This window comes from Streptomyces sp. NPDC050743, assembly GCF_044456925.1.
Taxonomy (GTDB): domain Bacteria; phylum Actinomycetota; class Actinomycetes; order Streptomycetales; family Streptomycetaceae; genus Streptomyces.
Genome location: NZ_JBITGJ010000001.1, coordinates 18,807 through 38,873 on the forward strand (window position 1 = coordinate 18,807; position 20,067 = coordinate 38,873).

Genomic DNA, 20,067 nt, shown 5'->3' on the forward strand with positions numbered 1-20,067 from the left:
TCTCCTGCTCGAGAGGTCTTGCCGAACGGGGTCACAGCGCCCTGAGGCCGTTGATCACGTCGCGCAGAATGCTCTCGTCCGGCAGCTCGGCCGGTGGCACCGGGCGCGTGACATGGACGAGTTCGGCGTGCACCAGGTCGCCGATGAGCACCCGCACCACGCCGATCGGCAGGTCGAGGCCGGCCGCGAGTTCGGCGACCGACTGCGGTTCGCCGCGGCAGAGCCCGACGATCTCCACGTGCTCGGGCGACAGCACCGGATCCGTCTCCGGGTCGCCCGCGTGGGGTTCCGTGACGACCACCGCGATCAGATCGAGCCGGTGCTGGGCCGCACTCGTGGTACGGCCGCGTGTCATGGCGTACGGACGGACGACCGGTCCGGCCTCGTCGTCGAACCAGTGGTTTCCTGCCTGACCGTCTGCGCTCATGACATCCCACTACCCGCCTGCGGGCAGATCGGTGCGCGGGCTGGTGCCCAGATGTACGCCGACCCGCTTGACCAGGAGCGTCATCTCGTAGGCGACCTGTCCGACGTCGGAGTCGGCGTCGGACAGGACGGCGAGGCAGCTGCCGTCCCCGGCGGCGGTGACGAACAGGAAGGCGTCGTCCAGCTCGACCACCGTCTGCCGGACGCCGCCCGCGTCGAAGTGGCGGCCCACGCCCTTGGCGAGGCTGTGGAAGCCGGATGCGACGGCGGCGAGATGCTCGCCGTCCTCCCGGGTCAGGGCCTTGGACACCCCCGTCGGGAGCCCGTCGCCGGACAGGACGACGGCCTTGCGGATGCTGGCGACCCGGTCGACCAGGTCGTCCAGGAGCCAGTTGAGCCCGCCGTCGTCGGTCGTCGTGTGGCCGGTCGCCTTCGGTGCGGTCATCGACCGTCCCCCTTAGTGGTTCCTTGTGCTGTGCCGTCGTGGTCTGCGTCGCCGCCGGCGTTCTCCTTCCGGCCGCGCTGCCAGCCGCGCTGCAGCGAGGCCATCCGGCTGCGGACCTCCTCGGCGTCGCGGTCGGCGGGCTGGGGCGCGCGCTCGGCGCGCCCTGTGGTGTCCTGCTTGAGCTGCGGGGCGAGGCTGGCCTGACGTATGCGCCGGGGCAGGGGTCCGGTGGCCGGGTCGTCGCCCGATGCGCTGGCGGGCTGTGCGTCCAGGTGGCCGCTGGTGTCGCCGGCGCCGGACGACTCGCCGGAGCGCCCGACCGGGCCGGCGCCGGACAGGCCCGTGGCACCCGGGTCCTCGGCGGCGGGAGGCGCGGGCGGCCGGGTACGCCGGGGCAAGGCGGGGACGTCGGGCGCCGCGCCGGTGTCGTCCGCGGGGGCCGCGTCGTGTTGCCGGACCCGGTCGGTGAGTTCGGCGGGGCGGCGGGAGGCGGTGGTGCGCCGGTGGGCGGGCAGGGGGGCCGGTCCGTCCGTCTCAGGGCGGCCGGAGGCGGCGGAGGGCTGCTGGTCCGGATCGTCGCGGCGGGGGCGCTGGTCGGTGACGGGCCTGCCGTGCGAGCTGACCAGTTTGGGGGTCTGCCGGCGCGGCAGCGGTATGGGTCCGCGATCGCCGGCCTCTTCGAGCGGCACGCGGTCGGCGGACGGGGACGGCGCCTGGTCGTCGGAGCGGGTGCGGGTGCGGCGGGGGCGGAACAGTCCGCCGCGCTCGCTGTCCTCCTCCCCCAGGACGCCGGGATAGCCGTCGATGGCGTCGAGATCCACCGGCGCCTCCAGCTCGAACGGGCCGTCCAGCAGCGAGGTCGGCACGCCGGGCAGCTGCGCCGGCGCCGACCGTCCGGCTCCACGGCCCGCCTGCCCGATCCCCTTCGCCGGGCGGTCCCGGTCGAGGCGGAAGCCGAGGCCGTTGGTGTCCGGTACGTCGTCGCTCAGCAGCGCGTCGGGGATGAAGACGACCGCGGTGGTGCCGCCGTAGGGCGAGGGCTGGAGCGAGACCCGGATGTTCTGGCGCTGGGCGAGGCGGCTGACCACGAACAGGCCGAGCCGGTCGGTGTCGGACAGTTCGAACTCGGGGGTCTCGGCGAGGCGCAGGTTCGCGTCCAGCAGCGCCTCGGCCGTCATGCCCAGACCCCGGTCGTGGATCTCCAGCGTGAAGCCGTTGGCCACCCGCTCGCCGAGGACCTGGACGGCGGTGTGCGGAGGCGAGAAGACCGTGGCGTTCTCCAGGAGTTCGGCCGCGAGGTGGGTGAGGTCGGCGACGGCCGGGCCGGTGACGGCGACACGGGGCAGCCGCCGTACCTCGATGCGTTCGTAGTCCTCGACCTCGGCGACGGCGGCGCGTACGACGTCCATCAGCTGCACCGGGCGACGCCACTGCCGGGAGGGCGCGGCGCCGGAGAGGATCACCAGGCCCTCCGCGTGCCGGCGCATACGGGTGGTGAGGTGGTCCAGGCGGAAGAGGTCGGCGAGTTCGTCGGTGTCCTCCGTGCGGCGTTCCATGGTGTCGAGCAGAGTGAGCTGCTTATGCAGCAGCACCTGGCTGCGGCGCGCGAGGTTGACGAAGACCTCGGAGACACCGGAGCGCAGTTCGGCCTGTTTGACGGCGGCCTCGACGGCGGCCCGCTGGAGGGTGTTGAGGGCCTGGCCGACCTCGCCCATCTCGTTCTTGTCGTACTCCAGACGCGGCACCTCGGTCTCGACGTCGACCTGCTCGCCCGCGGACAGCCGGCGCATCACGCTGGGCAGCCGGACGCCGGAGGCCTCGTGCGCCTCCAGGCGCAGCTGGCGCAGGTCGCGTATGAGGCCGCGGCCGATCCGGACGGACAGGAAGAGGGAGAGCACAAGCGCGACCAGGCCGAGCAGGCCCGCGAAGACCGCCTGCAGGATGACGCCGATCGCCACGGGGCGCGTACGGTCCTGGAAACGGTCGCCCACCTGGTCGTCGAGGGAGCCGAGTTCGTCGAGGACGCCGGCCGCCGCGGAGTCCCAGCTGCGGGCGGTGACACCGCGAGGGGTGCCGGAGCCGGTGCGGACAACGGTCTGTTCGGCGGTGCGCAGCGGGGCGGTGGTGGCGTTCTGCCAGAAGCCTTCGTAGCGGTCGCGCTCGGCGGCCGGCAGCAGCGGCAGGCTGACGTCGTAGAGGACGGTGCGCTGGGCGACGAGGTCGGAGATGCGCCGCGTCTCGTCGCGGGTGAGCCGGCCGACGACGAGGGAGGAGCCGAGCAGGGCGTCCTCGCGGGAGAGCAACTCGCGGGCGCGGCTGACGTCGACCAGTGCGCGGGTCTGCGCGTCCAGTTGGACGTCGTCGATGCCTTCGAGGGAGGCGAGCAGCGCGTAACAGGGGTCGACGAGGTGGTTGTAGCGGTCCAGGGCCTGGGCGCGGGTGACCGTGCGCTGCTCGACGCTGCGGCGCAGGGAGCCGAGGCCCTGGAAGGCGTCGAGGACGGCGGTGAGACGCTCGTCGTCCGCCACGTCCAGGCCGTCGAAGACGTGCTCGTCGTCCGCCACGTCCAGGCCGTCGAAGACGTGGTGGCCGTCGGCGTTCTTGCGTATCTTCGCGATCGCGCGGTCGGTGGCGGCACGCGTGCGCTGGAGCGCGGAGAGGGCGTCGGCGGCCCGTGGGTCGGCGAGGTAGACGAGGGCCTGGCGCCGCTCCTGCTGGAGGACGCGGACCGTGTCCTCGGCGGGGTAGCCGATGTTCTGCTTCACGTCCGATGCCTGGAACAGCCGGGCGGCCTCTCGCCCTGTGAGTACCGTGGCGAAGCCCCAGATGACGGTCAGGGACACCAGCGGCACGAGAAGCAGCGCCACGATCTTCCGGCGGATCGACTTCCCGCGAAAGCGCATGGCCTCCCCCAGCTCGACCCCCGCCGGTCGGGGGTGCACATGTGCGTCAACAAACGGCGCGAGCCTACTACCGCCTCACAGTTAACTCGAAGACATGTCCGGAGGGTGAACTTCCGTTCCGGCAGCGAGAGATGGCGAGTTGTCCTGGCATTGCGGGAGATTGCCACCGCGATCCGGCCCCCACGCCCGGCCGGATGGGGATGCGCTTACCGGGCGGTTGGCTGGATTTCTTCCCCGGTCGGGAATCATCCGGCGAAGTCGTTCGTCCTTCTCTACGGGAAATGGGGGCGGAATGGGCCACAGGAGCCGCATCCCGCACCCGGGCGGCGTAAAACAGCGCAAGCCGGGCAGCCACTGGGGAGCGGAGTCTTGTGACACCGGGGCGAGCGGCCTGCCGGCGGTGGGGAGGGACGCGGTGATGGGCACGGCACAGTGGCGCGAAGCGCCCGAGGAGAGCGTGGCGGGGCGCTCGGCGGCGCGGCGGGGCCCGGAGGAACCGGATCGCGACATTCGGGCGCGTGGGCGCGCCCGGGAGTCCGCCGGCGAACAGCGGGAGTACTACCGGCCGTTGTGGGTCGAGGAGCCGGCCCGGCGGCACCCGTTGCCGGATCCGGTGCGTACGGCGGCGGTGCGGGCCCTTCTGATCATCGCGGTGACGCTGATCCAGGCGATGGTGGCGTTCCTGTGCACGCTGGCCGAGTCCTGGCTGGCCTTCCCCATGGTGATCAGCAGTGTGGCGAGCACGGTGGTGGCCACCTGGGCCGTGGTCGACGTGTGGGTGACCCGCCAGGTGTGGAACCAGCGGTACGGCGTGGTCTCCGAGCCGAGCAGCACGGCCCGGGCACTGCGCCGCGAGCGGCGCGCCCGCCGGCGTGCGGAGCGCGCGGCCCTGCGCGAGCAGGAACGCATACGCCGGCGCGGCGGCACCGGGCAGCTGTCGCACTCCTGAGGCCCGGCGGCTCGCCGCTAGGGCGTGTTCGACACCGGCTTCTTGAACATCCGCGTCGCCGTGATCTCGCTGTGCACCGCCTCTCCGGCCTGGGGCTGCTGGGGCAGCCCGGGCCGAAGGTGCTCCTCGACGCTGATGTACTTCAGGCCCGCCCTGAGGTCGGCGTCGTTGCGCAGGCGGATGACCAGCGGGAACTCGGCCAGGGCTGTCGTGTCGAACAGGCCGGTGGTGTACAGCAACTGCACACCGAGCGCGTCCGACACGGCCCGCTGGAGCTCCAGCAGGTAGGTGGCGTTGGCACGGCCGATCGGGTTGTCCAGGAACAGCGTGCCGGCGTGCCGGTGCTTGTCCCGGCCCCGGTCGTTCGAGCGGAGGGCGGCCATCGTGCAGTACAGGGCGATCGCGGCGGTGAGCAGCTGGCCGCCGGAGAAGACGTCGCCCATCTGGCCCACGGGTACGCGCTCGGCGCGCAGTACGGCGTCGGGCTTGAGGATCTCGACGGCCACGCCCTTCGGCTGCAGCGCGGCCGCGACTCCGCGCAGCAGCAGCGACATGCCGTCGCGGCGCAGGTCGGAGTTCTTCTTCACGGCCGCACGGGTGGCGTCGTCGATGACCTCGCCGAGCCGTTCGGTGAGGGTGGCCTGGTCGGGCTCCTCGAAGCGGATGCGCAGGAACTCCTGGCCGGACCACTCGCCAAGTCCCTCGGGCAGCCGGGACAGGCGCTGGGCGGACCGCAGGGTGGCGAAGGCCGACTCCACCAGGCCCCTCAGGCGGTCCACGATCGAGTCGCGGTTGCGCTCGAGCTGGGCCAGCTCGTCGGTCAGGACGCGCAGCCGGGGTGCGAAGGCGTCGGCCCATTTCTGCGCGTGCTCCGGCAGCGCCGACGCGGGCAGTTCGCGGATCTGCTGCCGGGCGGGGGTGCGGACCTGCTCGTAGCGCGTGGAGTTGGCGTGCCGGACCAGGACGTCGCTCGCCTCGCGCACGGCCGCCTCGGCGGCGGACAGGTCGGCGGCGCAGCCCCGCAGCGAGCGGCGGGCCTCCGCCGCGGAGTGCCGGGCCTCCTCCAGCCTGCCGGGGTACGGCTCCGGCTCCTCCTGTTCCTCCTCGGGGGCGTGCTCGCGCAGCAGGTCGCGGAGCATCGCGGCGATCTCGTCGAAGCCGGCGGCCGCGTCCTCGGCGGCCCGGTGGGCCTCCAGCAGCTCGGCGTGGGCCTCGCGGGCCCCGGCCAGCGCCTCGGTGCGGGCGGCGAGCTCGCCGGTGGCGGTGCGCAGCAGTGCCTGGGCGTGCTCGGCGTCGCGCGGGACGAGCTCCTCGGGCAGCTCGGTGTGCGCCTCGCCGTCCTCGGGGGCGTGCCGTTCGGCCTCGCCGCGCAGTCGGCCGAGCTGCTCGCTCGCGGTGGACATGCGGGTCTCCAGCAGCTGCACCAGCTCCTCCGCGCGGGCGGCGGCGGCCTGCCGGGAGGGCCCGTCGGAGCCGTCGGGCGACTGAAGCAGCTGCTCGGCGCGGGTGCGGACCTTGTTGCTGAGCCGGTCGAGCTCGGCGCGGGCGGCGCTCTCGTCGCTCTCCGCGCGAGCCTGCTCGGCGCGCAGGTCGGCGCCGACGCCCACCTTCTCGTACACCTGGGAGGCGGCGCGGTAGGCCTCGCGGAGGGCGGGCAGGGACGCCTTGGGGGCATCGGCGTCCTCGACGGGTACGTCGTCGGGGGCGCCGGCGATCTCGGAGCGCTCGGCGCGCAGGGCCCGTGCGGTCCGTCGGGCGTCGTCGGCGGCGCGCTGGGCGGCGCGGCGGTCCTCGTCGGCGGCGCGGGCCCGCTCCAGGCAGGCCTGGGCCCGGGCCTCGGACTCGGCGGCCTCGTCGGCGAGTTCGCGCAACCGCACCTGCCAGCCGGCGCGCTCGCGCAGCCGGTAGGCGAGCCCGGCGAGGGCGTCGGCGGCGCGGCGGGCCTTCTGCGCGGCCTCCTGCCGCTCGTCGCGGACCTGTGCGGCCTCGGCGGCTGCCTCGTCGGCCTCCGCGCGCACCGTGCGGGCCTCGGCCAGCTCGGCCTCGGCCTCCTCGGCGAACGCCCGGGTCTCCTCGGCGGTCCGGGCCAGCTCGGTGAGGCGCCCGGCGGGGCAGCCGGTGCGCCAGGAGGCGAGCCGGGCGGCCAGTTCGCGGTCCTTGCCCAGCCGCGCGGCGAGCGTGCGGATCTCCTCGTCGCGCTCGGTGGCCCGCGCGCGCAGTTGCTGCCGTTCCTCGTCGGCGGCGTGCTCGTCGTGCATGGCCGGGTTCGGCGGCACGAGGAAGACGTCCCCGGAGGCGGCGCTGTCGGCGGGCGGCGGGGCGAGCAGGGCGGCGGCCGTACCGACGGCGACGGCGGAGCGCGGCAGCAGGGCTGCGTCGCCGAGCGCCTCGCGGGCACGCGCGTGCGTGGCCGGGTCGGTGATGATCACGCCGTCGACCAGTTCCGGGCGGGCGGCGAGCACGCGGGCGTGGTCGGCGGGGTCGACGGCCTGGGCGAGATAGCGCCAGCCGGGCAGCGCCGGGATGCCGTGCTCGCCGAGGAACTCCACCGTGGCCAGGACGTCGGGTCCCGGCGGCAGCAGGCCGCCGTCACCGAGCGCGCCGAGGATCCGGGAGTCGTCGGCGGCGGCGGTGCGCAGCTCGAAGAGGTGCCGTTCGGCGGTCGAGACGGCGTCGTCGAGGAGTTCGCGCAACTCGTCGGCGAAGCGGTCCAGTTCCTCGGGGGTGAGGGGGCCTTCGGCCGGGGGCCGGGCAGGGCCGCAGGCGCCCTCACGGGAGGTTGCCGTACCGGCCCGGCCGGCGGGGCCGTCGTCGGCTCCGCTCCGGGGTCCGGGAACGTCGGCCCGGCCCGTCCCGGGGGCGCCCGGCAGGCTGAGCAGTTCCGCCAGCCGCTCCTCGGCGGCCAGGGACTCGGCGAGGCGCCGCTCGGCCTCGTAGGACCGCTCGGCCGCCGTCGCGGCGTCCGCCGCGCGGGCGGCGGTCAGTTCCGCGCGGGACTCGGCGGAGGCCGCCTCGCGCGCGTGCTCGGTGGCCTTGCGGGCGGCCTCACGGGCCGTGTCCCAGGCGGCGACGGCACTCTTCTCGGCGTCGCTGGCGGCGAGCGCGGCCCGCGCCGGGTCGGCGTCCGGGGCGCTGTCGTCGAGCCAGCCCGCGCGGACGGCCTCGGCGGTCTCCTGCTCGACCTCGGTGAGGCGCTGGCGCAGATGCCCGGCCTCGCTGCGGGCGCGCTGTGCCTCGGTCGCGGCGGTCGTCGAGTCGCGGTAGGCGCACTCGCCGACCTCCTGCAGCGCGGCGGAGCGCTCCTCCCCCTCGTTGGCGAGGGTCTCGGCGCTCTCGGCGGCCGCGTGCAGGGCCCGTACCAGGTCCACGGCGGCCTTGGCACGGGCGGCGAGCGCGGGCGCGGCGTCCCGCTCGGCCTCCTGGATGGCGGCGGACACGCGCGCGACGCGGTCGGCGGCGGCACGGTGGCGCAGCACGGCCTCGGCGGCCTGCCAGGCGGAGTGCAGGGTGCGGGCGTCGGCCAGCTCGCGCTTCTGCGCGGCGGCGGCCTTCTCGGCGGCGGCGAGCGCCAGGGAGGCGTGCCGGTAGGCGAGTTCGGCCGCAATCAGCGCGCTGCGCTCGCGGGCGCCCTCGGAGTGCGTGACGGCGTAGGCGGCGGCCGTGACCCGCTGGGCGAGGTCGGCGGCGCGCACCCGCTCCTGGACGGCCCGCGCGGACAGCCGCCGGGCGAGGGTGCGGGTACGGCGCTCGGCGCCGGCGTGGATGTCACGCGCGCGTGCGCGGGCCTCGGCCGCCTCGACGATCCGGCCGAGCAGGTCGACCGACCCGGCGGTGAAGTCCCGTTCGGCGATCAGCTCGGCGCGGCGGCCCAGCTTGTTGCCGAAGCCGCTGACCAGGTCGGCGAGGCCGTCGGTGTCGCGGGTGTCGGTGACGGCGCGCAGCAGCAGGTCGGTGAAGTCGGAGTCCTTCTTCACCGCGAAGAGACCGGCCGCCTCGCCCTCGTCGGCGTTCATCTCCCGCTGGTAGCGGAAGAGTTCGGGATCGAGGCCGAGGTCGCCGAGGTGCTCGATCCAGCGGTCGTGGATCTCCTCCCAGTGCACCTCCAGGTGCGGGTAGGCCTTGCCGGCCTCCATCAGGGCGTCGCGGAATCCCTTCATGGTGCGGCGCCGGCCCTGGGCGCCCGAGGTGCCCTCCACGGGCGGCCGTACGGCGGTGGACTCGGCGACGGGCAGGTTGTCCAGGCTCAGTCCGGGGCCGGGCCGGAACGAGTACCAGGCCTCGGCGAACTTGCGCGGGTCGTTGGACACCTGCCGTCCGCGCCACTCGCTCACCTTGCCGACGACGACGCACTCGCCGGTCTGCACGTGCTGCCACTCCAGCGCCACGTGCCCGCAGTCGTCGGCGAGCAGGAACTTGCGCAGCACACCGGAGCTGGCGCCGCCGAGGGTGTTGCGGTGGCCCGGCAGCATCACCGAGAAGATCAGCTTGAGCAGGACGGACTTGCCGCCGCCGTTCTCCAGGAAGAGCACGCCCGCGGGCGCGGGGCGGCGCGGCGGGCCGGACGGCTCCTCCTCGAAGAACTCCGCCTGTGTGGGCGCCGGGTCGGGCACGGGCTCGCCGACACCCCGCAGGTCAAGCACGGTGTCGGCGTAGCGCGCACCGGCGGGACCGATGGAGTAGAGGCGGACCCGGGACAGCTCGTACATGGCGGACTCTCGTAAGTCTGGTGAAAGGTGCGGTGGTTCAGGATTCAGCGGGAGCTCGGCGGCCCTCAGGAGTGGAACGGCAGCCCGGCGTCGGCGACCAGCTCCAGGTCCTCGGTGTCCTCGGCGGGCAGCAGGCTGGCCGTGCCGTCGGTCACCGGTACGACGCCCAGCTCCAGCAGTTCGGCCATGGCGGCGCTGCCGGCCATGTCGCGGACCTGGAGCTGGTAGCGGGCCGTGGTGCGGTACGTGCCGCCGCCGTCGTCGCCGGTGCGCTGCAGGAAGCCCGAGTCGGTGAGGAAGGTCAGGGCCTTGGCCACGATGCCGGTGGTGGAGGCGGCCGGGCGCCGGGCGTCCTTGGTGGCTCCCGTGGCGCTGCGTCTGGCCCAGATGCGCCAGGCGGCCTCCAGGCCGGGCGCGTCGGTCGCCGGGTCGGTGTTCTCGCCCAGTTCCTCGGCCCGCTCCTCCAGGCGCCGGCAGGCCTGCCGTACGAAGGCGTCGACGCCGTTGACGGTGAGGCGGCCGATGTAGGTGTCGTCGGCCAGGTCCTCCGGGCGCGGGAAGGCCAGTGCGGCGACGGCGAGATGGGCGAGCCCGTGCAGGAAGCGGTCGCCGGAGTCGGCGGCGGTGCGACGCGCGTAGTCGCTCATACGGACGGCGAACACCGAGTCCTCGGCGGCCGTCACGGCCATCCCCGCGCGCGGGGACACCTCCAGTACGACGAGACCGAGGCCGGTGGCGACGGCGTCGGCGAGCCGCGCGAACGCCGGGTCGTCGCGGTACCGGCGCAGCAGCTCCGTGTACTCCTGGTCCCGCGCGGGCTGCAGCTTGGGCTGCAGCCCGAAGGCGACGAGCCGCGCCGCGTCGGCGGCGTCGGCGGGGGTGACGGCGGCGGGCGCCGACGGTGCCGACGACTCCGCCTCACTCCACTCGACGTGCTCGCTCACGGTTGGGGCTCCTTGTCGCGCTGTTGTTGACTCATGCTGCTTCCGTCCGGTCCGCCGCCATCCCGGCCGCGTCCAGCAGGGCGGTCCCCACGATCAGGTCCGCCCCGCCGAACTCGGGGTCGTCCAGTTCGGTCCCGTCGTCCACGGCGAACAGCAGCTTCTCCTCGCCCTGCCGGTAGGCGGTGCCCACAGCGGGACTCGCCGCGTGAACCGCCAGCAGGGCCACCAGATAGGCCAGGTCGGGGTCACCGGTGCGCCGGGCCTCGGCCAGCAGTCCGGACAGCCTGCGCGGGGCGTCGGCCGGCAGGTCCAGCAGCTCCGTCGCCGCGGCCAGTTGCTCCTCGCTGAACCGGCTGTCGTCGGGCGTGGCGATGAGGTCGGGCTCGGGCATCTCCGCGCCCAGGTGCTCGCGCTCGACCGGCGGCGTCAGCAGTATGTCGACGAGGTCCGCCACCCGGACGGACACCGGCGTGCGCAGGCCCGTGCCGCCCGCGAAGAACGCGTCCGTGACCCGGATCGCCTGCTCCAGGGGCAAGGGCAGGACGGGGGCGACGAGATGGCCGTACAGGTCTATCCCGGACGTCGTCGCCGGTGTGGCGAAGGCCTGCCGGTCCTGCTCGGCGCGGAACAGCGGGCCCGCCTCCAGCAGCCGTGACTGGAGCTGGGTGTGCCGCCGGATGCAGTCCTTGACGATGTCGACCAGCTCTGCGGCGCGGCGCTTGTGCTCGGGCTCCTCGGTCTCGTCCCGGGCCCTGCGGATGTTGGTGAGGATCGCGTTCTCGTGGCGGTAGCGGTCGGCCACGTGGTCCAGGGCCTCGGCGATCATGTCCGGCACGGCGCTGAGCCAGTCGACCGCGCGGACGTTGCGCCGGGTGGCCTCCAGGGCGCGGCGCAGGGTCTCCGAGTACTGCACGGTGCGGTAGCGGGCCTGTTCGGCGGCGAGCTGGGCGTCGGCGAGCCGGCCGCGGCTGATCAGCACCTCCAGCTTGACCTCGGCGGCGATCTGGGCGCTGGTGACGTCGGTGTCGAGGGCGCCGACCAGGACGTTGACCGCCTCGTCCGTCGTGCGCAGGTACACCGTGCCGCCGGGGCCGGGGACCTCTTCGATCAGCTTGAAGTCGTAGTCCCGGCGGACGTACGTACCGTCCGGCGCGAAGGTGCCGTAGACGGCGCGGAAGCCGCGGTCCACGCTGCCGACGTTGATCAGGTTCTCCAGGACCCAGCGGGCCACGCGCTCGTGCTCGGCGGTCGGGCGGTGCGGTGCCTGGGCGGCGATGCGCGGGAGGAGCCGGGCCACGATCTGCTCGTGGTCGGCGCCGGTGTCGAAGTCCATGTTGAGCGTGACCAGGTCGATGGCGGCGAGGGCCACCTCGGCCATGCCGTACACCGAGTACTCACCGGCCAGGTTGGCCTTGCGGGCGTCGAGGTCGTGCAGCGGCGCGGTGCAGGCGAGCGCGCGCAGCCGCCGCGCCAGCCCCTCGTCGGCGGCCGGGCCCAAAGCAGGGCGCGGCCCCGCGCTGAGCTGGGGCGGAACGCTGTCCGTCGATGCAGGCGAAGTCACGGTGCACAGACTAGGTCCTGGGTCTGACATCGACCCAAACGAGAGGCTCTGCCGGTTTGACCGACCGGGCCGCTGCAAACCTACGGGGCGCTTTCCTCGCCCACCCTGCGCCGGTATACCTCCACGATCCGCTCCAGCGAGTCCGCGAAGTAGGTCTCCAGCAGTCGTTCGGCCTCTCGCTTGTCGCCGGACTCCAGCGCCTGCAGGATCCTGCGGTTGCGGGCGAGGTAGGGCTCGTGCAGCCGGCGCGGGTCGTCGACCACGTGGAAGGCGAGCCGCAGTTCGGCGAAGACGCTGCGCATCAGTTCGTCGGTGCGCTCGCTGCCCGCCAGGGCGACCAGTTCCCGATGGAAGTGGATGTTGGCGGTGCCCAGCGCCTTCCAGTCGTTCTCCGCGGTCGCCCGCTCTCCTTCCCCGACCGCCGCGGCGACTCCCTCCAGCGGGTACGGCGGCTCGCCGAGCCCGCGCACGACGGCGCACTCGACCAGGGAACGCGTGCGGTAGATGTCCTCGACGTCCTCGACGGTCAGGACCCGTACGAACACCCCGCGGTTGAGCTCGTGGACCAGCAGGCGTTCATGCGTGAGCAGCCGGAACGCCTCGCGCAGGGTGTTGCGGGAGACCCCGAGCGCCCCGCCGATGCCGTCCTCGGACAGCCGGGTGCCGGGCGGGAAGTACCCGTCGGCGATACGCGTCCGGAGGATGTCCGAGACCCGCTCCGCCGTGCTGGTACGCCCCAGGAGCGCACGGTCGTCGGCCAGTGCCGTCAGCTGCTCTGCCATGCCCGGAATTCAATCGCACACTCCAGGACGAAACAACATGGGTATTGAAGGATCGTTGAACGATCCTCTACGGTCGTCCGGGACGGCACTGCTCACGTTCCCGAGGAGCTGGCATGACGCAGACACCGCGTACCGAGGACCTCCCCGTCACAGCAGTCGACCAGCGCGCGCACGCGTGGAGTCCGGAAACGGCCCGGGCCCGCTTCCGGGACGGCCTCGCGGGCCCGACGGCCGGGGTCGCGGCGGGCCACACACAGGCCAATCTGATCTCGGTGCCGGCCGACTGGGCGTACGACATGCTGCTCTTCTGCCAGCGCAATCCCAAGCCGTGCCCGGTGCTGGACGTCACGGACGCCGGCTCCACGTCGACCGTCCTCGCCGAGGGCGCCGACCTGCGCACGGACCTGCCGCGCTACCGGGTGTGGCAGGACGGCGAACTGGTCGAGGAACCCACCGACGTGCGCGCGTACTGGCGGGACGACCTGGTGTCGTTCCTGCTCGGCTGCAGCTTCACCTTCGAGTGGGCGCTCGCCCGGGCGGGGGTGCCGATCCGGCATGCCGAGCAGGGCCGCAACGTGCCGATGTACGTCACCACGCGCGCGTGCCGGGCTGCGGGCCGGCTGCGCGGGCCGATGGTGGTGTCCATGCGGCCGGTGCCGCCGGAGCACCTTCGGGCAGCGATCCGGGAGAGCAGCCTGATGCCGGCCGTGCACGGCGGTCCGGTGCACTGCGGGGACCCCGCAGCCCTCGGCATCGAGGACCTGAGCCGCCCCGACTTCGGCGACCCGGTGACCGTCGAGCCCGGTGACATCCCGGTGTTCTGGGCCTGCGGAGTGACCCCGCAGGCGGCGGTGATGGCCTCCCGGCCGCCGTTCGCCATCACCCACGCCCCGGGCCGGATGTTCCTGACCGACGCCCGCGACGAGCAGTACCGGCTGGTCGGCATCGTCTGAGGCCGCCTCCCGCCGGATGCGGTCCGGTGGGAGCACGCGCGCGTTCGGGCTGCGCAGCCGCACACGTGAGCCCCGGCGGGGCCTGGACCTCGACACGGACCAGGCCCCCTCGGACAGGCGTCCGGTCACCTTCCCGGCGTGCCCGTCGGGCGCTACCCGGCGGCCACGGTGGTCCGCGCCGACTGCGCCCCCACGGCCGCACAGGCCTCATCCGGCACCGCGACCGCGCCCGCCGGCCCCGGCACGGTGGCCTCGCCGACCGGATCCGCCGCCGTGGCCACGCGGACCTTGTCCGCCGTGACGACCTCGCCGACCGGCTCCTCCACCATGGCCGCCGTCACGGCCGCACGGGCCGTACCCGCCCTCGTGCCCGCCCCGCTGGGACCAGGTGTCCCCGCCGGATGCGTGCCCGCAAGGCGCCGCTGAGCCTCGGCGTCATGGTCGGGGTCCTCCGCGAGGGCGGCCAGGGCGGCGGACACCGCTGCCGAGGCGCTCAGGTCGAGGCGGGCGCTGGTGCCCCGGGCCCGATGGTGCAGTTCGTCCGCGGCCAGGCGCAGCAGCTGGGGCAGCAGGTCCTTGCAGCGCCGGGCCACCCAGGCGGTGCCGGCCGTGGCCAGCCACAGCAGGCTCGCCGCCCGGGTGGGCGCGGGGAACTCCGGTTCCGGGGACGGCGGTTGTCCCGTCGGACGGCCCGCCTCGGTGAGCAGGGCGTGGAAGCGGACGGCGAGCTCCCGGTGCCCGCGTTCGCCCGGGTGCAGCCGGTCGGAGCTCCACAGGGCCCGGTCGGTGATCCAGGCACCGTCCGCGGCGTGCAGATGGACGGCCCCGTAGCGCTCGGACAGCGCGTGGACGATCGTGTTGACGGCCCGTTGCCGGCGGGCCAGCGGCCGGGCCAGGGCGCTGGGCAGACCCAGCATCGCGCCGGGGTCGGGCAGGCAGGCGGTCAGCAGGGTGGCGCCCTGCCGGGTGAAGGCCGCGTAGACCCCGTCGAGGTGGGCGGCCACCGCCTGGATGTCGAAGGTGCGGCGCAGCGTGTCGTTGACGCCGATCACCACCGACACCAGGTCGGGACGGAGTTCGAGGGCGGCCGGAGTCTGCCGCTCCAGCACGTCACGGGTCTGCGCGCCGCTGACCGCGAGGTTGGTGAACTCCACGGCCTCGGGGGTCGCGGCGAGGGAGGGCGCCAGCAGCGCGGCCCAGCCCCGCCAGCCGTCCCCGACGGGGTCGCCCACGCCCTCGGTGAGCGAGTCCCCGAGGGCGACGAAGCGGACGAGGCTCATGCCACGCCCTCCGGCACGGTGCGACGGACGCCGGCCGGGCGGAGCACCTCCGCGTCGTGGGCCGCCAGGAACGCCTCCACGGCCGTACCCCAGCCGAAGCACTCCGCACGCGCGCGTGCCGCCTCCCGCCGTGCGCGCTCGCCGCGGTCCAGGAGCACTTCCACGGCGTCCGCGAACGCCTCGCCGCGGTCGGCCGCGGTCGCCCCGGCGGAGCCGATGACCTCGGGCAGCGCGGACGACCTGCTCGCCACGACGGGCGTGCCGCACGCCATGGCCTCCAGCGCGGCCAGCCCGAAGGTCTCGGCGGGCCCGGGCGCGAGGGCGATGTCGGCGGTCGCCTGGAGGGCGCCGAGCGCGGCCCGGTCGGAGACGTGCCCGAGGAAGGTCACGGGCAGCCCGTGCTCCCGCGCGTGCTGCTCCAGCCGGGCCCTGAGCGGCCCGTCCCCGGCCACCACGAGCACCGCCCGGCGCCCGCGCCGTATCAGCGCCTCCAGGGCGTCCAGAGCGGTGCCGGGCCGCTTCTCGACGGACAGCCGGGAGCACATCACGAGCAGCACCTCGCCCCCGCGCGCGTGCTGGGTGCGCAGGCCCGGGTCGCGCAGCGTGGGATGGCGTTCCGTCAGATCGACGCCCAGGGGGGCGCGTACGACGTTGCGCGCGCCGATGCGCACGAACTCGCGCTCGGCGAACTCGGTGGTGCACACCACTCTTGAGTAGACGTGCGCGGTACGGGTGTTGAGGGCGTCGGCGGCCCGCCGGGAGAGGTGCTCGGGCAGGCCCCAGGTGCGCAGCACGCCGTCGGCGGTCTCGTGGGAGACCATCACGGCGGGCACGCGCGCGCGGCGGGCCCAGCGGCCGGTCCAGCGCAGGGTCGTGCGGTCGGAGACCTCCAGGCGGTCCGGGGCCAGCTCCTCCAGGAGGGCGGCCACGCGCCGCTTGTCGGTGAGGACGCGGTAGCCGCCGGTGCCGGGCAGCAGCGGGCCGGGCAGGGTGATGACCCGGCCCTGCTCGGTCTCGCGGTCGGTGTGCCGTTCGCCGGGCACGATCAGGACGGGTTCGTGGCCCGCCGCCTTGAAGCCCTTGCCCAGCTCGCGCAGGGCGGTGCGCAGGCCGCCGGAGGACGGGGCGACGAAGTTGGCGAGCCGGACGATGCGCAGGGACTGACCGGTCATGCCGCCACCGCCGTCCTGCGTGCCGAGAGAACGTCGTCGTAGTGGGCGATCAGCTGGTCGACGATGGCGGCCCAGGTGCGGCCCTCGACCATCGCGCGCGCGGCGGCGCCGAACGCGGTCCGCCGCGCCGGGTCGGCGGCCAGTTCGCGGACGGCCTGGGTGACAGCGCTGACGTCGCGCGGCGAGACGAGGAGCCCGGTGCGGCCGTGGGCGACCAGGTCGAGGGGGCCGCCGGCGGCGGGGGCGACGACCGGAACCCCGCTGGCCATGGCCTCCTGGACGGTCTGGCAGAACGTCTCGAAGGGGCCGGTGTGCACGAACAGGTCCAGCGAGGCGAAGATCCGCGCGAGGTCGCCGCCGGTGCGGCGGCCGAGGAAGACGGCGCCGGGCAGGGCCTCGGTGAGGTGCGCCTGGCTGGGCCCGTCGCCCACGACCACGACCTTGACGCCGTCCAGGCCGCACGCGCCGGCGAGGAGTTCGACGTGCTTCTCGGGGGCGAGCCGGCCGACGTAGCCGACGATCAGCTCGCCGTTCGGGGCGAGTTCGCGACGCAGCGCCTCGTCCCGCAGATCTGGCCGGAAGCGTACGGTGTCCACGCCGCGCGGCCACAGCCGGACCCGGGGTATCCCGTGCGCCTCCAGGTCGCCGAGGGCGGCGCTGGAGGGGGCGAGGGTGCGGTCGGCGGCGGCGTGCACGGAGCGGATCCGCCGCCATGCGGCCGCCTCGCCGGCACCCATGTAGGTGCGGGCGTATCCGGCGAGGTCGGTCTGGTAGACGGCGAGGGCGGGGATGCCGAGCTTGGCGGCGGCGGCCATGCCGCGCACGCCGAGGACGAAGGGGCTGGCGAGATGTACGACGTCAGGCCGGTGTTCGACCAGCGCGGCGGCGAGCCGCCGGCTGGGCAGGGCGACGCGGACCTGGGGGTAGCCGGGGAGCGGGAGGGAGGGTATCCGGACGACCGGGCACGGGGCGTCCGTGTCCGGTCCGCTGCCCGGAGCGGGGGCGGGGGCGACGACGAGCGGATGGTGACCGCGATCTACGAGGTGCCGGGCGGTCTGGAGCGCGCAGTGGGCCACGCCGTTCACATCGGGGGGAAAGGATTCGGTCACGATGACGACACGCATACGGGTGTTGTCGCCGCGCCGAACGTGGCGGCGTCAACGTGGATCTTTCCGCCCGGGGAACGTCCCATGAGCGTTGGGCTGCGCACCCGAGCAGGTCAGACGGCCGTCATGACCGCCTGACCTGCGGGACACCCGGTGTTCACACGGCGGGCGGTCGTCCGCCCCGAGCCGTGTGCGTGGGTGGGGTCAGCCGAGGGCGGCGTCGGGTCCGAAGCGGCTGCGCACCGCCGTCTGCACCTCCGCCTCCTCGGCCGGATCGGCGGCCAGGCGGCGCAGGCGCTCCACGACCCGGGCGTCACCGGTCTCGGCGTGCCGGGCGGCGAGTTCGCGGGTGGTCTCCTCGCAGTCCCACAGGCATTCGACGGCGAAGCCGGTGGCGAAGGAGGGATCGGTGGCGGCCAGGGCGCGGGCGGCACGGCCGCGGAGATGGGAGGAGGCCGTCTCGCGGTAGATGTGGCGCAGTACGGGGGCGGCGCAGGCGATGCCGAGGCGTCCGGTGCCGTCGACGAGGGTCCACAGTGCGGGCGCGTCGGGGCCCTCGCCCCGCACGGCCTCGCGGAGGGCGCCGAGGACGAGGTCGCGGTCCTGGACGCCGCCGCGGCAGGCGAGCATGCGTCCGGCGGCGGCGCCGAGCGCATCGGGGCGCTGGGCCCAGCGGCGCGCGCGGTCGACGGCGGCGACGCTGCGCATCCGTTCGAAGGCGTCGACGGCGGCCTCCACGACGACGGACGTCCCGTCGGCGACGGCGGCCTCGATCAGGTCGAGGGCGTCGGGGTCGTTGCCGTCGGCGAGATAGCGCAGCGCGGTGCAACGGGCCCCGTCGATGCCGGTCCGGGCGGCCTGGACGATCTCCGGCCGGTCCTCGGGGCCGGCCACGGCGACCAGACAGCGGGCGGCCGGCACATGGAGGGCGGCGCCGCGGTCCATGCCCTGCTGGGCCCATTCGAAGACGGCGCGCACGCTCCACCCGGGCCGTGGGCCGGTGGGCCGCATCTGCCGCTGCCAGCGGTCGAAACAGCCGGTCTCCTGGGCGGCACGCACGCGTGTGGCGATGGATTCGCGCGGGTCCTCGGCCCACAGCCGCCAGGGCCGCGGCTCGAAGGCGTCGCGTACGGCGGCGGCCAGCTCGGCCTCGCCCTCGGGGTCGGTGCCGAAGCGGGCGAGAACGGGTGCGGCGAGGGCGCGCAGGCCCGCGTCGTCGTCCCTGAGGGCCAGCTCGTCCAGGGCCCAGGCCCAGTTGGAGCCGTGGGCGGCGTACCTGCGCAGCAGGTCGAGCGCGTCCCGCCTGCCGTAGGAGGCGAGGTGCCCGAGGACGGCCAGGGCGAGGCCGGTACGGGACTCGTCGGTGTCGAGGACGTCCTCGGGGTCGAAGAGGTGCGCCTCGATGGCGTCCAGCTCGCCGTTCAGGTCGAGGTAGAGCCGGGCGTAGTAGAGGGAGCGGTTCTCCACCTGCCAGTCGTGGCGGGGGTCGCGCAGCACACAGTGGTTCAGGGCCGCGAGCGCCTCCGCGCGCGGGGCGGTGAGCGCGTGCAGCGTGCCGTCGCCACGGCCGCGCTGAAGCAGGCCGAGCAGCGTACCGCTGGGCGCTATGACCGGATCGAACATGGGAAACAGCCTCACATCAAGCGTCGACGCAACCGGAGAACACGCACTACCTGGCCGCGTGACACAACGTCGGAGCGCCCGCCGTCTCTTGCTTGCTGAAGACCATCTCTCTCTGCCTCTCGTCGGTGGCCCATGCGGACCGCATCACGGCCCGCGCGGTGCGGCAACACCTGCCCAGCCATCGCGTCCGTGAATCACGTCGTCATGATGACCCGGCGGTTTGTGCTGCCGCGACCGTATTTCCGGCGGCCCTTTACCGCCTCCCCCGTTTTCCGTCTCGTAGCTGGTCAGGACGTGCGCGTCAGTGCGCGCCGAACAGCTCCAGGAGTTCCGTCTTGCCGAACATCCGGGCGGTGTCGACGGCCGACGGCGTCCCCGCGCCGGGGTCGGCTCCGCTCTCCAGGAGCGCCTTGATCACTTCCGTCTCGCCCTTGAAGACGGCGCCCGCGAGCGGCGTCTGGCCTCGGTCGTTGACCTGGTCCGCCGCGGCGCCCCGGGCGAGCAGGGCGCGGACCGCGTCGGCATGGCCGTGGTAGGCGGCGAGCATCACCAGGGAGTCGCCGCGGTCGTTGGTGAGGTTGGCCGGAACGCCGGCGTCGACGTACGCCACCAGCGCCTCGGTCTGCCCCTGCCGGGCCAGATCGAAGATCTTGGTCGCCAGCTCCACGACCTCGGGGTCGGGGGCTTCACTCATCGGGCGGACCGCCTCTCCTGCGAACTTCGGGGACTTCAGGGAGCGTACGGCAGCGAGAGCGGAGCACGGCCGTACGAGTGAATCGCCAGCGTACTGGCTCGCGCGGCACATGACCCGATGTGCCCGAGGTAAAGATCACCAACAGCCCCCACCGGAGGCGATCACCCAGCTCGACCGGGCCCTTACCGCGCCGCCGACCGGGTGATATCTGGTGGATTTCACCCAGTTGCACCTTTAATCATATGGATACATCCTGTGATCCTGGAAGAACTCATGGTGACTGTCCCCCCTCGACACCAGGAGGCCCCAAATGATCCTCTCCATCTCGGGCGTCATGCTGCTCGGCACCGTCACCTTCCTCTTCTTCCGCAAGGACGGCCTCAAGGGCACACATGCCTGCACCTCGGCCCTGTTCGGGTTCTACCTGGCCAACACGGGCATCGCCCCGAGCATCAGGGCCGGCGGAGAGAGCCTGGCGAGCCTCCTCGGCGGCATCAAGTTCTGACCCCGCCCGTCCCGCCCG

14 protein-coding genes and 1 pseudogene are annotated in these 20,067 nt (G+C 74.1%); 3 read left to right on the forward strand and 12 right to left on the reverse strand.

The window, feature by feature from the left end:
• Window positions 1-31: 31 nt before the first annotated feature.
• Genes ACIBJF_RS00085 through ACIBJF_RS00095 form a run of 3 tightly spaced genes read right to left on the reverse strand, consistent with a single transcriptional unit; the run spans window position 32 to window position 3,774 of the window.
• Entirely contained in the window at window positions 32-427 is a 396-nt protein-coding gene (locus ACIBJF_RS00085; RefSeq protein ID WP_399171374.1) for a DUF742 domain-containing protein, read from the reverse strand.
• A 9-nt stretch (window positions 428-436) separates the two neighbouring features.
• Window positions 437-871, reverse strand: a complete 435-nt coding sequence (locus ACIBJF_RS00090; RefSeq protein ID WP_399171375.1) for a roadblock/LC7 domain-containing protein — start codon at window positions 869-871, stop codon at window positions 437-439.
• Window positions 868-3,774 (reverse strand): nitrate- and nitrite sensing domain-containing protein, encoded by a 2,907-nt coding sequence (locus tag ACIBJF_RS00095; RefSeq protein ID WP_399171376.1) that lies wholly within the window; start codon window positions 3,772-3,774, stop codon window positions 868-870. Before ACIBJF_RS00095 ends, ACIBJF_RS00090 begins: the two co-directional genes overlap by 4 nt.
• Before the next feature lie 418 nt (window positions 3,775-4,192).
• Between ACIBJF_RS00095 and ACIBJF_RS00100 the strand changes: the two genes are divergently transcribed.
• Entirely contained in the window at window positions 4,193-4,723 is a 531-nt protein-coding gene (locus tag ACIBJF_RS00100) for a hypothetical protein (protein ID WP_351809643.1), read from the forward strand.
• 17 nt (window positions 4,724-4,740) lie between these two features.
• Here the strand turns inward: ACIBJF_RS00100 and ACIBJF_RS00105 are convergent, their stop codons facing one another.
• From ACIBJF_RS00105 to ACIBJF_RS00120, 4 genes are all read right to left on the reverse strand, one after another.
• Window positions 4,741-9,429 (reverse strand): hypothetical protein, encoded by a 4,689-nt coding sequence (locus tag ACIBJF_RS00105; protein WP_399171377.1) that lies wholly within the window; start codon window positions 9,427-9,429, stop codon window positions 4,741-4,743.
• 65 nt (window positions 9,430-9,494) lie between these two features.
• Window positions 9,495-10,373, reverse strand: coding sequence for a hypothetical protein (locus ACIBJF_RS00110; RefSeq protein ID WP_399171378.1), 879 nt, complete (start codon window positions 10,371-10,373; stop codon window positions 9,495-9,497).
• Between the two features lie 31 nt (window positions 10,374-10,404).
• Window positions 10,405-11,934 (reverse strand): hypothetical protein, encoded by a 1,530-nt coding sequence (locus tag ACIBJF_RS00115; protein WP_399171379.1) that lies wholly within the window; start codon window positions 11,932-11,934, stop codon window positions 10,405-10,407.
• Window positions 11,935-12,014: 80 nt separating this feature from the next.
• Window positions 12,015-12,716, reverse strand: coding sequence for a GntR family transcriptional regulator (locus ACIBJF_RS00120; protein WP_399171380.1), 702 nt, complete (start codon window positions 12,714-12,716; stop codon window positions 12,015-12,017).
• A 113-nt stretch (window positions 12,717-12,829) separates the two neighbouring features.
• Here ACIBJF_RS00120 and ACIBJF_RS00125 point away from each other — a divergent pair, with 113 nt between their 5' ends.
• Window positions 12,830-13,669, forward strand: coding sequence for a putative hydro-lyase (locus ACIBJF_RS00125; RefSeq protein ID WP_399171381.1), 840 nt, complete (start codon window positions 12,830-12,832; stop codon window positions 13,667-13,669).
• 440 nt (window positions 13,670-14,109) lie between these two features.
• Here the strand turns inward: ACIBJF_RS00125 and ACIBJF_RS00130 are convergent.
• The 5 genes and pseudogenes from ACIBJF_RS00130 to ACIBJF_RS00150 all read right to left on the reverse strand — a co-directional run.
• A pseudogene (locus ACIBJF_RS00130) lies at window positions 14,110-14,949 on the reverse strand (SGNH/GDSL hydrolase family protein); the annotation flags it as partial.
• Window positions 14,946-16,121: a glycosyltransferase gene (locus tag ACIBJF_RS00135; protein WP_399171382.1), complete on the reverse strand. Its 1,176-nt coding sequence runs from the start codon at window positions 16,119-16,121 to the stop codon at window positions 14,946-14,948. The gene ACIBJF_RS00135 and the pseudogene ACIBJF_RS00130, both read right to left, overlap by 4 nt.
• A complete protein-coding gene (locus ACIBJF_RS00140) occupies window positions 16,118-17,245 on the reverse strand; it encodes a glycosyltransferase family 4 protein (protein ID WP_399171383.1) in 1,128 nt (375 codons plus the stop codon). Before ACIBJF_RS00140 ends, ACIBJF_RS00135 begins: the two co-directional genes overlap by 4 nt.
• A 186-nt stretch (window positions 17,246-17,431) precedes the next feature.
• Complete coding sequence (locus ACIBJF_RS00145; RefSeq protein ID WP_399171384.1) at window positions 17,432-18,850, reverse strand: HEAT repeat domain-containing protein; 1,419 nt, start codon at window positions 18,848-18,850, stop codon at window positions 17,432-17,434.
• 301 nt (window positions 18,851-19,151) lie between these two features.
• Window positions 19,152-19,544: an ankyrin repeat domain-containing protein gene (locus ACIBJF_RS00150; protein ID WP_399171385.1), complete on the reverse strand. Its 393-nt coding sequence runs from the start codon at window positions 19,542-19,544 to the stop codon at window positions 19,152-19,154.
• A 310-nt stretch (window positions 19,545-19,854) separates the two neighbouring features.
• Here ACIBJF_RS00150 and ACIBJF_RS00155 point away from each other — a divergent pair, with 310 nt between their 5' ends.
• Complete coding sequence (locus ACIBJF_RS00155) at window positions 19,855-20,049, forward strand: hypothetical protein (protein WP_365332815.1); 195 nt, start codon at window positions 19,855-19,857, stop codon at window positions 20,047-20,049.
• The last annotated feature ends 18 nt before the right edge of the window (window positions 20,050-20,067 follow it).

What these genes read in the sequence shown, in the direction of transcription:
- ACIBJF_RS00140 (WP_399171383.1), bottom strand. Translation starts at nt 17,245, where the DNA reads ATGCGTGTCGTCATCGTGACCGAATCCTTTCCCCCCGATGTGAACGGC.
- ACIBJF_RS00135 (WP_399171382.1), bottom strand. Translation starts at nt 16,121, where the DNA reads ATGACCGGTCAGTCCCTGCGCATCGTCCGGCTCGCCAACTTCGTCGCC.
- ACIBJF_RS00155 (WP_365332815.1), top strand. Translation starts at nt 19,855, where the DNA reads ATGATCCTCTCCATCTCGGGCGTCATGCTGCTCGGCACCGTCACCTTC.
- ACIBJF_RS00125 (WP_399171381.1), top strand. Translation starts at nt 12,830, where the DNA reads ATGACGCAGACACCGCGTACCGAGGACCTCCCCGTCACAGCAGTCGAC.
- ACIBJF_RS00150 (WP_399171385.1), bottom strand. Translation starts at nt 19,544, where the DNA reads ATGAGTGAAGCCCCCGACCCCGAGGTCGTGGAGCTGGCGACCAAGATC.
- ACIBJF_RS00105 (WP_399171377.1), bottom strand. Translation starts at nt 9,429, where the DNA reads ATGTACGAGCTGTCCCGGGTCCGCCTCTACTCCATCGGTCCCGCCGGT.
- ACIBJF_RS00085 (WP_399171374.1), bottom strand. Translation starts at nt 427, where the DNA reads ATGAGCGCAGACGGTCAGGCAGGAAACCACTGGTTCGACGACGAGGCC.
- ACIBJF_RS00095 (WP_399171376.1), bottom strand. Translation starts at nt 3,774, where the DNA reads ATGCGCTTTCGCGGGAAGTCGATCCGCCGGAAGATCGTGGCGCTGCTT.
- ACIBJF_RS00100 (WP_351809643.1), top strand. Translation starts at nt 4,193, where the DNA reads ATGGGCACGGCACAGTGGCGCGAAGCGCCCGAGGAGAGCGTGGCGGGG.
- ACIBJF_RS00145 (WP_399171384.1), bottom strand. Translation starts at nt 18,850, where the DNA reads ATGTTCGATCCGGTCATAGCGCCCAGCGGTACGCTGCTCGGCCTGCTT.
- ACIBJF_RS00120 (WP_399171380.1), bottom strand. Translation starts at nt 12,716, where the DNA reads ATGGCAGAGCAGCTGACGGCACTGGCCGACGACCGTGCGCTCCTGGGG.
- ACIBJF_RS00090 (WP_399171375.1), bottom strand. Translation starts at nt 871, where the DNA reads ATGACCGCACCGAAGGCGACCGGCCACACGACGACCGACGACGGCGGG.